Consider the following 14,134-nt stretch of genomic DNA (forward strand, 5'->3'; position numbering starts at 1 on the left):
ACGCGGTCGTTCAGCCTGATCCGAGCACGTCGAGAGGGTGTCCCCCAGCCGGCCTGCTGCCGGGGGGAACACCGCTGAACCAGGGCCGAGTCCGCACGGCGAGCATCGCCCGCACAAGGCGTCGCGGCTCAGACCTTCTCCGCGCACAGGCGCGGATGCTCAGCAGTGAGCAGCCCGATGTCTTCCACGTCCGACGTCAGAATCGTCACCCGGCCGGGATGCTGCAAGGCGGTCGCGCACAGCATGGCGTCGATGGCGTACTTGTGGCCGTGCAGCCCCGCTGCCCGCAGCAAGGCGGCGGCGGATTGCGCGACGGCTTGGGTCACCGGCTCGACGCTCAGGCGAGACAGGGTCCACTTCAGTGCGGCGTCGTTGATCTTCGGATGGATCACCTCGACCAACACTGCCGCCGAGGTGATCACGCGCAGGTCCGCGTCGCGAGCCGCCGTCACCCACTCATGGAGTTCCCGATCACGCTGTACGGCCCTTGCCAGGCCCTCGCTGTCCAGAACCAGGACACCGCTCACGCGGCCGCCCCGGCGTTCGTGGCGCCTGCGGTCAGCCGGGCACGCTTGACCGCCACGGCCTCGGGATCGGCCGGACCGTGCACCTTGTCGAAGTCCGCGATCAGCTCGTCCAGATTGTCGCGCTCGATCTGCCGCTGGGCGGCCTTCTCCAGGTAAGCCGAGACACCTCGCTTGCCGACCCGCTCACGGATGGCCTGCAGGGTTCCGGCGGTCAAGGTGACGGAGATACCGCTGGTGGGACCGTCACCGGGCGGGAAGTCAACGTCGTCGTCAGTCATACTCCGAGTATGCCATTCGAAATGACATAACGGGCGACGAGTTGCACCGCGCGGCGTTGATCGAATAACGGAGGACCCAGCACCAGGCGCTCGTGGACGCAGTGCGGCCGTCTCCTCGGTGGCGCCGGCCTAGCGCGCCCGGATCACGGTGCCCCGGGACGCGGTGGCCGACGTCGAAGGCAGACGCCTGAGGTCGCGGCACTGGTGTTGGAACACGAGCACGAGGCGGCTGTCCGGGCCCGCCTCAGGTTGTCGGGTCCCAGAGCCCGCCGGCTTCGCCGCGCGCGAGGTGCTCGGCGTAGACGCCGACCTTCCAAGTGATGACGGATCGGCACTCCTCCAGTGCCTGGATCTGCGCATCGACGCGCTGCCGGTGGGCGTCGAGCAGGCGCAGGCGTTCTGCCTCGTTGCCCGGCCCGTGACGTACCAGCTCGGCGAAGTGCTTGAGGTCGGCGAGCGGCATGCCCGATTCGCGGAGCTTGACGCAGATCAGCAGCCAGTCGACGTCGAAAGAGGTGTAGCGCCGTCTGCCGCCCGACGTGCGCTGGACAGGCCCGACGAGCAGACCCTCACGCTCGTAGAAGCGCAGAGCGTGCACGCTCAGTCCCGTCCGCTCGGCCACCTCACCGATGCCAAGCGGCTGCTCGGCGGCTTCGGTGGTTGTCATGTCGCTCGCTCCTGGACTTGATCTAGACCTCGCTCTAGATCGTAGCGTCCGAGGCATGCCACTTACTGATCAGCAGCCGCTCGGCTCGCCCTTCTCCGCTGCCGCCACCGCCGAGGACATCGTGGCCGGCCATGACCTTTCCGGCACGACCGCTGTCGTGACCGGGGGCTACTCCGGGCTCGGCCTGGAGACCACCCGGGCGCTGGCAACCGCCGGGGCCCGGGTCATCGTTCCCGCCCGCCGCCCCCACGTCGCCCGTGCCGCTCTCCAGGAGGTGAAGGGCAGCGAGGTCATCCCCATGGACCTGACCGACCTCGACAGCGTCCACTCGGCCGCCGCGCACATCAGCAACGGTATCGACCGGCTCGACCTCCTGATGGCCGTGGCCGGCGTCATGGCCACCCCGGAACGGCGCGTCGGGCCCGGCTGGGAAGGTCAGCTCACCGCCAACCACTTCGGACACTTCACCCTCGTCTGCGAGCTCTACCCCCTCCTGGCCGCCGCAGGCGGCGCGCGCGTCGTGGTGAACAGCTCCGCCGGACACACCTTGACCGGCATCCGCTGGCACGATCCGCACTTCCGCACCGGCTACGACCAGTGGCTGGCCTACGGCCAGGCCAAGACCGCCAACGCCCTGTTCGCCGTGCACCTCGATGCCCTCGGGCAAGGCGACGACGTCCGGGCGTTCAGCCTTCACCCCGGCAAGATCATCACCGGACTCCAGCGGGAGATGACGCTTCAGGAGCAGATCGACCGCGGGTGGGTGGACGAGCACGGCAACGTGATCGGCGCAGACTTCAAGACCCCCTCGCAGGGGGCAGCCACCGGCCTGTGGGCCGCCACGTCCCCGCTCCTCGACGGCCGCGGCGGGCTCTACCTGGAGGACTGCGACATCGCCCGCGTTTCAGCCCCCGGCACCGCCATGGATGACGGCGGCGTGCGCGCGTACGCCATCGACTCGGAGGAGGCCGCCCGGCTCTGGGACCTGTCTGTCGCCGTGACCGGCGCCAAGCCGATCATCCGATGAACTCACGCTCCGCAGACGCCGCGCTGCCCGCCGCAGTGGGAGGGGCAGGGCGGTACGGGCCCGTCTTGGGCTCGTGGCGGCTGCACCTGTTCTGGGCGGAGATGCACGAGGTACTCACCAAGCCCGGCCGACCGTTCGTCATCAACTGCTCCGAGACCGAGATGATGCTCGGCGTGAGTGCCCACCCCGGTGGACTACGTGCGGGTGTACACCACTTGGGGAGCCACCCGGGTGAGCTCGGGGATCGAACTGCTCGAGCCTCGTGATGTCGTTGTGGCGCCTTCGAGGCAGGCGTCACAGCACATCAGGTGCACTCTCCTCGGCGGGGTTCCTGGATGCCGGACCGCGAAGCTCGGTCCGTCCGTCGTCCTCGGCCCAGCGGACCAATGCCGTGTGCATGGCAGCCAGACAGGCGCCGGCCGCCGCTCGGGCACGGAACGCCTCGTCGGGTTCGGTGACGTCGTCCCGGTGGGGCGGCGACGGCCGACGAGATCGAGCGTGCCGGTGGAACCGCGCTCACCGTCCGGGCGGAACTGGGCGTGGAGGACGACGTCGACACGCTCTTCGCCGGAGTCGATGCCGCATTGGCCGGGCGGCCGCTCGACGTTCTCGTCAACAACGCGGCAGCCGCGCCCGCCGGACCGATCGGGGCCACGACGCGCGAGGAGTTCGACCACCTCTTCGCCGTCAACGTGCGAGCGCCGTACTTCATCATCCAGCGCGCGCTGAACTTGCTCCGCGACGGCGGCCGCGTCATCACGATCTCCTCCGTGGCGACCCGGATGGCCAACCCCTCCCAGACCTCCTTCGCCATGACGAAGGGAGCGGTCGAGACGATGAGTATGACGTTGGCCAACGAACTGGGCGTACGGGGAATCACGGTGAACGCGGTCGCCCCAGGCGCCACCCGGACCGCGACCAACGGGGCGGCCTTCGAAGCACCGGGCCTGGCGGAACTCATCGCCGGCACGACGGCGCTCGACCGGCTGGGCGAGCCCGACGACGTCGCCGACGTGGTGGCGTTCCTCGCCTCCGACGCGGCACGCTGGATCACCGGGCAGGTCATCGACGCGAGCGGTGGCCTGTTCCTCGGACCGCGCGTCTGACTGCACCGAGCCGGTGACGGCCGGCAGTTACCCGGAAGCGGCGGCTTGCCACAGGAGGCCACGCCGTGGCGCACCAGCAGGGCTCGGCGTATCCGACCGGACGGCGTGCCCATGGCGTTCCCGTGAGACGGTGCCTGGGGCCACCACGGGCGACAGCGGTGCGATCTCGCACCTCCAAGCACCACGCCGGAGCAGGCCGGCGCAGGCCAGCGCAGGTCGGAAGCTGCCAGCGCACGCAGGCGCCGTCGCTTCCCAAGCTGAGGACGCGCGTTCGATTCTTGTCAGCCGCTCTACACGAAACCCCAGGTCAGTGACCTGGGGTTTGTGTTTCTATCGCTGGCCCTTCGCCTGGCCTCCGCACATCACGCGCTCGAAAACGGGGCCCGCGGAGAGTACGGATACTCGGCTGGGACCACCCGGCCACCAACCCTCAGGCCGGTGCCGTGTGCGGCGCTTGCCGGCTCAGCCGAAGTTCACGTCGCTGCACCACATGTAGGCCTGGTCGAGGTGCGAGGCCTGCCAGATCACGAACAGGATGTGGTGTCCGGTGTAGCCGGAAGTCTGGACGGGGAACGTGATGTCCTGCGCCGGGGCGAAGCGGCCGGTCTGCGTGATGAAGTCGAGGTTGCCCCAGCCCAGTGTCTGGGTCTTGGGGTCGAAGCCCTGCTTGCTCACGTAGACCTTGAAGTAGTCGGCACCGTGGGACGCCTGGTCGTGCAGGTGGACCGAGAAGTTGTTGCCGACGGTGGTGGTCTTCCACGGCCCGGGCTTGTCCAGGCTGGCGTTCCTCGAGAGGTTGTTGCTGCAGAGCGTCCCGTCGGGGGTCCGCGCCTGGAACTGGCCACCGAGGCCGTCGCGGAGCGCGCTCATCCAGTTCCACATGGTGTCGGGGTTGGCCTGGAAGGCCTGCCAACACATGGGATCTTCCGTCTGCATGGCCGGGTTCGTGTGGTTGCTGCCCCACGTCTTCCAGCACTGGTACGCCCGGGAGGCGGGGTCGACGATGGTGCCGTGAGCCTGGGCGGGGGCCGACCAGGTCAGTGCGCCGACAACCACGGCGAACAGCATGACGAGCGCTTGGAGAGGGCGGCGGAGGAACGACCGCGAACGCCCGGTTAACGGACTCTGTGTGCGCATGTGGGGGGAACTCCTTCCAGTTGCAAGGCTGCTATGGGAGCGCTCCCAACGGTAGGCCTCCGGGATGAAATGTCAACGAAACACACAAAGTTGATCACAGCGGTGGGCAACGAGCGGGGAATCTGCCGTGAGCCGGACGCGCTGCAACTCACCCGGGGGCGCCTCCGCGGTCCCGGGACGGGACGGCGTTCCCGTCCGGACGTTTCGGCCGGGCCCGGCTCGACACTGTGCCCGTCCGGGCAGGCACGCCCTGCTCACCGGGCGCGGCCCGCACGACTACCAGAGCGCACCGCACTGCGCACGTCATGGCCGTACAGCACGCTCAAGCGGCGGCTGCCTCCCGCTGCCGGGGCATACAAGGAGCGCACCACCGTGGAGCGGTGCGTCAACCGCCTCGAGCAGTGGCGCGGCTTTGCCAACGGCTGCGGGAGGACCGGCAATCTCCCCGTGCCGGACTCCACTTCGCCTGCGCCTTCCCCCGGCCAGCCCGGTGATCCCCGGGAATCGATCAGCCCCAGGTGAGCGGATCGAGATGGAGGTAGAAGCGCAGGCGGTCGTGGTCGAGGGCGATGCCGTACCTCTCGGCGAAGGCCATGTCCGCAGCCCGGGCCTGCTCCTCGTCCGTCCATGTCTCCCGCGCGTTGGCGAGCAGCAGTGCCAGGTCGGCGTGGCGGTCGGCCAGTCCGAGGCGGCCCAAGTCGATGAAGCCCGACACGTCCAGAGTCTGCGGATCGAGGATGATGTTGGGCAGGCACAGGTCCCCGTGGCAGACGACCGTGTCGGCGGCCTCCTGCTCCCGTCGGCTCGGGACCTGCCGGGTGAGGCGGTCCAGCAGCTCCGCGGTGGGCGTCTGCTGCTGCTCGACGGGGAGGAACTCGGGGTTGACGGCGTCACGGGTAACGACATCGCGGGCAAGGGCGACCATGGCGTCCAGATCCCGGCGGAAAGGGCACCGAACCACGGGCGCCTCGTGCAGCCGGCGCACTGCGTCAGCGATGCGTTCCCAGGCGACCCGCAGTTCCTCGGCGGGCACTTGATCAGCGGGTGTGCCGGAGACAGCGCTGGTCACCAGACAGGCGCCGGCGTCACCGGACTGCCAGTCGAGCACTCGGGGACCGGGTACGCCCTGCCCGCTCAGCCATGCGGTCCGGTCGCATTCCGCTTTCAGGTCGGCTGCGTTCGCGGCGGGCACGCACTTGGCGTATCGAGTGGCGTCCGCGCTGCGAAAGACGGCCGCTCCCGACTCGCCTGCGGTGACGGGCACCCAGTCACCATCGTCCAGGCCGGGCAACACCGGCGACATGGCCTGAGTTCCGCGGCGATCGCTCACGACGACCACTCTAGCCAGCCCGGCCTACGGGGGATCAGGTCCGGAGGGCCTCTGCCTGCGGCAGCCGGGCCGATTCGTGAACGACGGCGGTGACGGAGCGGCCGGCCACCGGAGTTCATCAGTCACCGGACGCTGCGGCAGATCGGTACCGGCGGCCCGCATCATGCCGTGCGGACATCAGGTGGTGCGGGACGGCCTCATGTGCCCGTGGCCGATCTGGCGGCCTGCTCGATCTTCGCGCAGCAGGCCCTGCGGGCGTCCTCGTCGATCCGTGTCTCGTGTTCGGGGCGCATTCCGGTCCGGCCGTCGACGCCTTCGCGCAAGATGTCTGCGTGCCCGGCGTGCCGGTTGGTCCCGCCGAGGACGTGGACCAGGACGGCAAACAGGTTCGTGTCGGCATGGGGCTCCGGCCACCACGGCACGTGGCCCGGGGCATCGGGGGTCAAGCTCGTCGATCGTCGCGTCCGAGTGTTCCCACGTGCGCCGGTGGAAAGCGATGATCTGCTCGCATGTCTCGTCCTCGGCCGCCCACAGATCGCTGGCGTCGTGGTCCCGCCACCCGGGCGGGGTGGCGGCAGGTCCGCCCCCAGGCGGCTCGGCCGGCCTCGCGGTAGCTGGTAGGCGGCCGGCTACCCGCCCGGAAAGAAGGCGTTCAGGAGGATCTCGGCGACGGCCAGGCCGACGCCGGCGACTCCGCCGGCTGTCGCGCTTCGGTAGAGCATCGCCACGACGACCACCGATGCGGCGATCGCCGCCGGCTCGGGAACGCCGTGCCGCGCGGAGACGATGGCGATCACGGCGACGAGAACCGCCGCGATGGACAGCCGCAACGCGTCACTCATGCGGCGAGGCGGCTCGAGGTCGCCTTCGTCCAGGAGCGCCCCGAGCCGCCCCAGGGCGTACCGCTCGCTGATCGTCAACGCCAGACGCCCCAGGTCGCGCGCCGCCTTGTCGGGATCCCTGTCCAGTCCGGCGTGCGCACCACGCAGCGCCTCGACCACCTGAGCCGCGTGCGCTCTCAGGAGTCGGTTGCGCCGCGAGAAGGCCGGAACGGTTCCCCGTGCGATGCGCGCCCCTCGCACGCGCATGACCGGAAGACGCAGGGAGACCGAGCTGAGGCGGTGATCGCGGCTTCCGGAGGAGCGCACGACGTCCGCACACTGTCCAATGAGGTCGGACCAGACGCTGACGCGCTCGAACGTGAAGCCCCCCGCGCCACACACCCGAGCGGCGGAAGCCACGACGAATCGCAGCGGGTACGCCGCAAGCAGCAACGCCACCCCACCCGCGCCTATGTCGCCGAGGGCCCACTCGACCAGGACCTTGGAGTCGCTGTAGTAGGGCACGCGCTCGGCGAGTTCGTCCGCTCTTCTCAGATCGCCCGCGAACGCGCCGGCGATCCCCCGCAGGCAGACGTAGGCAAAAACGGCCCACAGCACCCACGTTCGTACTCGCCTCTGGTGGTACCGCCGCAAGGCCACTCGAACCGGCCCCGGTACAGGACCGATACGGAGCGCCTCGGCGTCCTCGCGCAGTTTCCGTATCGCCTCGTCGGCCTGCCGTCGGTGACGCGCGGCAAGGCGAGCCCCAATCCAGCCCATCACCGGCCGATCATCGCACCGATCGCGGCCCGGTCGTCGTCGGATTCCGCCGATGTCACCGTCACCGGGGGGAAGCCGACCGAGAGGCAGGAGGCGGCACGCTTACGTACGTCGTGCAGCGCTCCCTCTCCGCAGGCTGTCGGACCGCTCGCCGGATGCCGCTCCTCCGGGCCCCGAACTGCACGTCACGCGTCCGCGGCCGACAAGGACGGTCGGGAGTCCACCAGCCGCTTCCTCACGCCACGCGAGCGGGCCCGCGGACTCGGGGCGGGCTCTAGTGGTGGAACGTGGTGGTCGCCGCCAAGCACGCCCGGTCGGTCGCGACCCGGTTCACCGGGGCGTCCTCGTCGGCGTAGCCGAAGGAAACCCCGACGAGCAGTTTGCCTTCCTCCACGCCGAGTTCGTCGCGGACCGTGTCCGCGTAGAAGCTGAGCAGGCCCTGCGGGCAACTGGCCACACCGTACGCCGTCATGGCCAGCAGCAGCGTCTGCAGGTAGGCGCCGGCGTCGGCGGCCAGCCGCGGCCCGCCGTCACCGGTGACGAACAGGAACGCGGCGTGGGGCGCTCCGTAGAAGTCCATGCTCTTCGCGTCGTAGGCGGCGCGGGCCCGGTGGTCGTCGGGGCCGATGCCCAGCACTCCGTAGAGAGCGGCGCCGAAGGCGGCCCGGCGTTCCCGGTGGACGGGGGCGTACATGTCCTCGGAGTACGGGAAGTCGGCCGTGACGCGTCGTTCACGGTGGGCCGTCCGCAGGGCGTCGGCCAGGCGGTCTCGCCGTGCGCCGCCGACGACCTCGACGCGCCACGGCTGGGCGTTGGAGTTGGACGGCGCGGCGCCGGCGAGGGAGAACACGGCGCGCAGAACGTCCTCGGGCACCGGGTCGGGCCGGAACGCGCGGGTCGCGTGGCGCCCGCGGATCAGCTGCTCGGCGTACTCCCACGGGGGCGTCCCGCCCGACGGCATCGCGTCGGCGGGCGTCTCGCCCGTGCGTGTCCGAGTGACGACCGGTCCGCTCATGGGAATCTCCTCAGGATCACTTAAGTAGACGGTGGCGTTTACTTGGAGCACTATAGCCAGCGACACCGCCTGAAGTAAACGAGGCCGTATACTTAAGTCATGACTACGGCGACGACGCCTCCCCGGCGGCAGGGGCGCGGAGGGCGGGAGCGCATCCTGGCCGCAGCGGCCGACCTGTTCGCGGCCCAGGGGATCAATGCGACCGGCATGGAGCAGATCGCGGAGCGGGCGCCGGTGTCCAAGCGCACCCTCTACGCGCACTTCCGGACCAAGGACGACCTCGTCCTCGCCCACCTCGAGGACCTCGCCTCGTCGGGGCGCACCCTGGAGGGCGTGCTGGCGCGCGGGGACGTGCCCGCCAGGGAGCGGATCCTCGCTTTGTTCGATCCGCTCCCGGCGGGCTCGGATCCGGTGCGCGGATGTCCGTTCATCGACGCTGCCGTGGAGTTCCCCGATCCGCGGAACGCGGTCCACTCCTACGCCCGCGAGCGCAAACTGCTGATGGTGCGGCTGGTGACCGAGCTGGTCGCGGAACTCGGCTGCCGCCGGCCCGCCGACCTCGCCGAACAGCTCGTGACCCTCGCGGACGGCGCCGCCAGCCGCGCCATGGTGCTGGGCGAGGCGGACTACGGCCGCCACGCGCGCAAGGCGGCGGAGGTCCTCCTGGACGACGCGCTGCCGGCCACGGACTGAGCGGCCCCGCCGGATTGCCGGCGCCCCCGCTCCCGTCGTTGACTCCCTGCCCCGGGAGGCATGAGGAGGTGCCGGTGTCTGAAGTGGGCGCTGTCCGACCGCGCCCGGGGCCGACCGCCCGCGCTAAGGTCCCGTGCGGTGAGCATGGATGAACCCGGACTGACCAAGGCCGTTGCCGACGCGCTGGGCGCGCAGCGCACCGCCGCCCTCACGGAACTCACCGAGCGGGTCACCGCACTGCGCCGCATGAGCGAGGAGGCGGCGACCACCGAGGTGCTGCTGGCCCCCCTGACGGGCCGCGCCGCGGAGAAGTGGGAGCGGCTCGCCCTGCGGGAAGCCGAGGACTGGGTCTACGTCCGTTCCGACGACGACGCGACCGTCCTCGCGGTGGACCAGGCGTCCGAAGCCGGAGTCCGCGACCCGGCGGCAGCCGTTGTCTACCCCGAACTGCACACCCGACTGGTCAGCTGGTGGCTCGTCCACGCCTGGCGCAGCGCCGACCTGCTCGCCGACACCCTGGACAGCGTGACCCGGTGGCGCATCACCTCCGGCGCGGTCACGGCGCGGGCCCTCATCGAGGAGGCAGGGGCACTGGCCGACGAGCAGAAGGCCGTCGCCGAGGCGTGGCGGACCGGCAAGGCCGCCGCCGAGGACCCCTTGAGGCGTCCCGCCCTGGTCCGCGAGACGCTCGCTCCCGTCCTCCTGAAGGCCGGGTTCGGCTCGAGGATGAACGGCAGCAACGAGAAGCTGCGGGCCACCAACGTCCTGACGCTCGTGAAGAAGGTGACCAGGGCGACGGGTGACGACAGATTCCCGAAGTGGTACGACCTGCTCTCCGACGCCGCGCACCCCGCCTTCGGAGCCAGGATCGCCCTCGCCACCCCGCCCCTCGTACACGCCTCGAACGCGGTCACGGTGCGCAGTTACTCCCGCTCCCCCATGTCGCTGGCCGAGGGCGCCTCGGTCCGGACCCTGGAACCGACCGTCGCCTTCGCGGTCGCCGACTCCCTGATCGCCGTAGGCTCGTTCATGCTCGACCTCCTCGACGAGGGCCTGGCCGTCGTGGACGACTTCGGCCTGACCACATCGGCGGCAACGCTCACCCGCCGTACGTACTGGCGTGCCTTCCACCCCGTGCGCGGCAGCCGCGCGTGCCCCTGCGGTCGCGGGAAGTGGTCCGCCTGCGGTCACCACTGGGGGAGCGGGGTTCCCACGTCCGGCGGCCGTCCGACACCCGCGACGTGACCCGCTCTGCCACCGCCGTCCCCGGGCCCCCCCCCGCGTCGGCGGTGACGGGGAACCTGCCCCTCGCGCCCGTTCCCGCGCAGGGGGGCGCGGCCGGCGCTCTGTGGAAGGGGCGCCGGCCGCGTCGCGCGGGTCGGTCAGGACTCGGTGGCCGTCCTGCGGCGGCGGGCGACGAGCACCGCGCCCGCGCCGAGGACGAGCGCCGCGCCGCCTGCCAGGCCGACCTTCGGCAGGACGTCGCTCGAACCCGTGTGGGCCAGCGAGCCGCCGCCACTGCCGCTGCCACCCGACGTGTTCACCGGGGTGGTGGACGCGCCGCCCTGTCCCGTGTGGCCGGGGCCGTCCTTGGTGCCGTCGTCCTTGCCCGGGGTGTCACCGCCGTCGTCGGACGTGGCCAGGATCTGGAACTCGTGGTGGTCGAGGTCCGGGTAACCGCCGCAGGTGCCGTCCTCGTTGACGTAGTCGGCGGTGACGAACGCGGCGCCCTGGCCCGCCGGGACGTCCGGGTCGACCTTCAGCCGCAGCTTGACGTCGACGGACGCCTTCGGCTTGAGGGAGCCCAGCGAGGTCGCGTCGATCAGGTCGGCGTCGCGCCAGGTCGGGTTCGCGGCGGTGGACCACTCCAGGTCCAGGTAGGAGTCGAGCTCCTTGAGGCCCTTGACGTCGAAGGCGTGGACGCCCACGTACGGGTACACCGCGTCCATCGTCTCGCCGGTGCCGTTGGTGACGCGGAGGGAGAAGGTCTCCGTGGTGCCGCCGACGACCTCGTCCGGCAGGCCGGTGACGACGGCGGTGAGCCCGGGCTCGGGGACACAGTCGGCAGCCGGGTCCTCCCCGTCTTCCCCGTCCTGCCCGTCCTGCCCGGTGTCCTCTCCTTCCTCGACGGCGGCCTTGGCGTCCGCGAGCGCCTGCTCGGCGTCGGCCAGCTTCGCCTTGGCCTCCTTCTCCGCCTTCTGGAGCAGGCCGATCTTCCGCGCCTGGGCCACACGGGCGTCGTCGTGGGCGGTGCGCGCCTCGGTGGCCTCGGCGTCGGCGGCGGTCTTGGCGTCCGCGGCCTCCTCGGCGGCCTTCTCGGCCTCGTCCAGTGCCGTCTGCGCGGCGGCCTTGTCCTCGTCGGTGGCGGCGGCGTCCAGCTTGGCCCGGGCGTCGGCGACGGCCTGGTCGGCCTCGGTCTTGGCCTGGGCTGCGGCCGCGGCGGCCTTCTCGGTCTCGATGACCGCGGCCTTGGTCGGGTAGGTGTCCGCCTCCATGTCCTCCCTGAGGAACTTGACGGCGTCGTTCACCGCGACGACGGCGGCGTCGTACTCCTTCTGCGCGCGTTCGACGGCCCGCTCGAGCTCTTCGACCGTCGGCTTCGCCTTCTGCGTCTGCTGCGTGGCGGGCTTCTCGTCGGCGAAGGCCGGGGCGGCGGACAGGAGGGCGACCGGGGAGATCACGGCGGCGGCGACGGCGGTGGCGAGAACACGGCGAATCTTCACATGGACCCCTGATCGGGTGGCGAAAGGTGTGACGGGCGCCGTGCCTGCGGAGTGCTCACGCGGGACGGCACCCCCGCGATCGTATGACCTGCCCGATCACCGCCACAGGCGACTTTTCACGGCCGTACGGGAAAAGGGGCGGCGGCACGCGGACAAGTCGCGCACAGGGGCACAGTTGCCCGCGTAGGCCGCACTTTTTGTGTGATGCATGTCATCAACCGCAGGCCCGGGCCGCCGTTCAACGGCCCGCTCACACTCCGCTTCGCCACTGGCCCCGGCAGCCTCGCGGGCCGGAAGACTGCCGGGTGCCGTACAGGCGGCCGCGGTGCGGGCGGTGGCACGCTGCGCACATGACCGACGGCGAGGAAGTGCTCTGCCACCCCCTGCGCACGCAGGCCCTGTGGGTCTTCGTCGGGCTGGGCGCGGCCGGGGCCGTGGTGGCCGCGGGGCGCCTGGCCCACGCGGGCGTGTGGGTGGACTGGTGGGTGGGCGGCGGGCTGTCGGCCGTTGTGGTGGGGGTCGCGTCCCTCCACGGGGCCACCCTCCGGGTGAGCGCCGACGCGTACGGCGTGCACTGTGGCTCGCGGTTGCGCCGCCGCCGGAGCGTGCCGTGGCACGACATCGCCGATCTGCGCGTCCACATCCAGTACGGGCGGTACGGGGAGGAGTACGTCCGCGTCGGCATGCTGTTGCGCGACGGCCGGACGCGGCGGCTGCCCCTGCCGGTGTCCGGGTCCGGGGCGGACCGGCCGGACTTCGACGCGACGCTGGACGCGCTGCGGGCGCTGCACCGCCGTCACGGGGAACCGGAATCGGACCACCTCGCCGTCATCTCGAGGCACACCGCCGGGCGCGGGGTCGCCGTGCCGCTGGTCCTGTGCGTGCTGCTGCTCGCGGGCGCGGGGCTGGCCGCCTGGCTGGTGCCGGTCGTCGGGGCGACGAAGGAGGCGTGGACGTCGGCCGTCCCGTGTGCCGCCGGGACACCGTCCGCCGAGCGCGGCGAGTGCCTGACGACCCTGGACGCCGTGATCGAACGGACGGAGGCGGGAAGGGGGAAGCAGGCCGGTGGGCTGTACTTCGCCGGTGACCGGCCCCTGGACCGGCTCACGGTCTCGCAGGAGGGGGCGAAGGGGTTCCGGGCCGGCGACCGCGTCGAACTCACCTTGTGGCGGGGCCAGGTGAGGGTGGTCGCCGGAGAACACCACGTCTGGCGGGAGCACTTCACCAGCGCCGATTCGGTGGCCGTCGTCGCGGCCCTGCTCGCCCTGGCCGCCGGCTGGCCGGGCGCCCGACTGCTGGTGCACCGGCGCGGGCGTCGGCTCGCCGACGACGAGGTGCTGCCGTCCGTGCTGCCGTTCCTGGGTGTCCTGGTCGCCACGGCCCTGTGGCTGGTGCCGCTCTGCTACCTCCACCCGACGGGGCTGCCCGCTTCCGCCGGGCCCCTCGCATGGGCGGCCGCGGGGACGGCCGGCACCTCGGGCCTTCTCGTCCTGGCCTGGCGTGCGACCCGCGTCCGGACGCCGGGCCAGGACGCGTCGGGCGGGGCGGAGCCCCAGGAATCCGCGGGCGAGGACGTGTTCCTCGCCGCGCGCTTCCTGGAGAGCACCGACTACAACCCGAACCGGTTCGGCACCCACATCGTGCTCGGCGACGGCCCGCCCGCGATCGTCCCCCACCCCGGCCCGGGGCGGTTCGCGGCCCGGCCGGTCCCGGTCCGGCGGCTCACCGTCGAGCGCGTACGGCGCCCGCGCGGCGGCGACGGCGACACCGTCCCCCGCGGCTGGCACGTCGCCGAACTCGACGACGCGGGCGTCCCGGTCCGCCTCGCGGCAGCCCCGGGCGACCTGCGCCGCGTCCTGCACGCACTGGACGCCGCGCGGGCGTCCGCGCCGGCCACGCGTCCTGTCGACCGGGAACTCCCCCGGAATTGTCCGTGATCGGTAACAGACGGATCCCGCGACCGTTTTCTCCCGTCCTGTCATGTGGTCCCCGTCGCGATCGGGGACCGGCGGCGAGGAACTACGCGAAGG

Annotated in this window: 12 protein-coding genes and 2 pseudogenes; 5 read left to right on the forward strand and 9 right to left on the reverse strand. The window is 71.5% G+C overall.

Annotation, left to right across the window (positions count from 1 at the left end; genetic code table 11):
- Positions 1-128: 128 nt before the first annotated feature.
- From NI25_RS18300 to NI25_RS18310, 3 genes are all read right to left on the reverse strand, one after another.
- Positions 129-527: a PIN domain-containing protein gene (locus tag NI25_RS18300; RefSeq protein ID WP_061443466.1), complete on the reverse strand. Its 399-nt coding sequence runs from the start codon at positions 525-527 to the stop codon at positions 129-131.
- Positions 524-805 (reverse strand): hypothetical protein, encoded by a 282-nt coding sequence (locus NI25_RS18305; protein ID WP_061443467.1) that lies wholly within the window; start codon positions 803-805, stop codon positions 524-526. Before NI25_RS18305 ends, NI25_RS18300 begins: the two co-directional genes overlap by 4 nt.
- A gap of 244 nt (positions 806-1,049) precedes the next feature.
- Positions 1,050-1,472, reverse strand: a complete 423-nt coding sequence (locus tag NI25_RS18310; RefSeq protein WP_061443468.1) for a MerR family transcriptional regulator — start codon at positions 1,470-1,472, stop codon at positions 1,050-1,052.
- 55 nt (positions 1,473-1,527) lie between these two features.
- Between NI25_RS18310 and NI25_RS18315 the strand changes: the two genes are divergently transcribed.
- Positions 1,528-2,499 carry an SDR family NAD(P)-dependent oxidoreductase gene (locus NI25_RS18315; RefSeq protein WP_061443469.1) on the forward strand — a complete coding sequence of 324 codons (972 nt, stop codon included), beginning with the start codon at positions 1,528-1,530 and terminating at the stop codon, positions 2,497-2,499.
- Between the two features lie 482 nt (positions 2,500-2,981).
- A pseudogene (locus NI25_RS18320) lies at positions 2,982-3,605 on the forward strand (SDR family oxidoreductase); the annotation flags it as partial.
- Between the two features lie 462 nt (positions 3,606-4,067).
- Here NI25_RS18320 and NI25_RS18325 read toward each other — a convergent pair.
- The 5 genes and pseudogenes from NI25_RS18325 to NI25_RS18345 all read right to left on the reverse strand — a co-directional run bounded on the left by NI25_RS18325 (position 4,068) and on the right by NI25_RS18345 (position 8,634).
- Positions 4,068-4,673 (reverse strand): lytic polysaccharide monooxygenase auxiliary activity family 9 protein, encoded by a 606-nt coding sequence (locus tag NI25_RS18325; protein WP_061443471.1) that lies wholly within the window; start codon positions 4,671-4,673, stop codon positions 4,068-4,070.
- Positions 4,674-5,250: 577 nt separating this feature from the next.
- Positions 5,251-6,045 carry an APH(3'') family aminoglycoside O-phosphotransferase gene (locus NI25_RS18330; RefSeq protein WP_404963916.1) on the reverse strand — a complete coding sequence of 265 codons (795 nt, stop codon included), beginning with the start codon at positions 6,043-6,045 and terminating at the stop codon, positions 5,251-5,253.
- Between the two features lie 224 nt (positions 6,046-6,269).
- Positions 6,270-6,633: pseudogene (locus NI25_RS38635) on the reverse strand (DUF664 domain-containing protein); the annotation flags it as partial.
- A 68-nt stretch (positions 6,634-6,701) separates the two neighbouring features.
- Complete coding sequence (locus NI25_RS18340; RefSeq protein ID WP_061443472.1) at positions 6,702-7,511, reverse strand: hypothetical protein; 810 nt, start codon at positions 7,509-7,511, stop codon at positions 6,702-6,704.
- A 436-nt stretch (positions 7,512-7,947) separates the two neighbouring features.
- Positions 7,948-8,634 carry a nitroreductase gene (locus tag NI25_RS18345; protein WP_061446976.1) on the reverse strand — a complete coding sequence of 229 codons (687 nt, stop codon included), beginning with the start codon at positions 8,632-8,634 and terminating at the stop codon, positions 7,948-7,950.
- A gap of 153 nt (positions 8,635-8,787) precedes the next feature.
- On the opposite strand from NI25_RS18345, the gene NI25_RS18350 reads away from it, so the two are divergent.
- Positions 8,788-9,381 carry a TetR/AcrR family transcriptional regulator gene (locus NI25_RS18350; RefSeq protein WP_061443473.1) on the forward strand — a complete coding sequence of 198 codons (594 nt, stop codon included), beginning with the start codon at positions 8,788-8,790 and terminating at the stop codon, positions 9,379-9,381.
- A 144-nt stretch (positions 9,382-9,525) separates the two neighbouring features.
- Entirely contained in the window at positions 9,526-10,626 is a 1,101-nt protein-coding gene (locus NI25_RS18355; RefSeq protein WP_061446977.1) for a hypothetical protein, read from the forward strand.
- 137 nt (positions 10,627-10,763) lie between these two features.
- Here the strand turns inward: NI25_RS18355 and NI25_RS18360 are convergent, their stop codons facing one another.
- Positions 10,764-12,104, reverse strand: coding sequence for a hypothetical protein (locus NI25_RS18360; protein ID WP_061443474.1), 1,341 nt, complete (start codon positions 12,102-12,104; stop codon positions 10,764-10,766).
- A gap of 350 nt (positions 12,105-12,454) precedes the next feature.
- On the opposite strand from NI25_RS18360, the gene NI25_RS18365 reads away from it, so the two are divergent.
- Positions 12,455-14,041 (forward strand): hypothetical protein, encoded by a 1,587-nt coding sequence (locus NI25_RS18365; RefSeq protein ID WP_061443475.1) that lies wholly within the window; start codon positions 12,455-12,457, stop codon positions 14,039-14,041.
- The last annotated feature ends 93 nt before the right edge of the window (positions 14,042-14,134 follow it).

The sequence above is a fragment of the Streptomyces sp. CCM_MD2014 genome, assembly GCF_000772045.1.
Classification (GTDB): domain Bacteria; phylum Actinomycetota; class Actinomycetes; order Streptomycetales; family Streptomycetaceae; genus Streptomyces; species Streptomyces salinarius.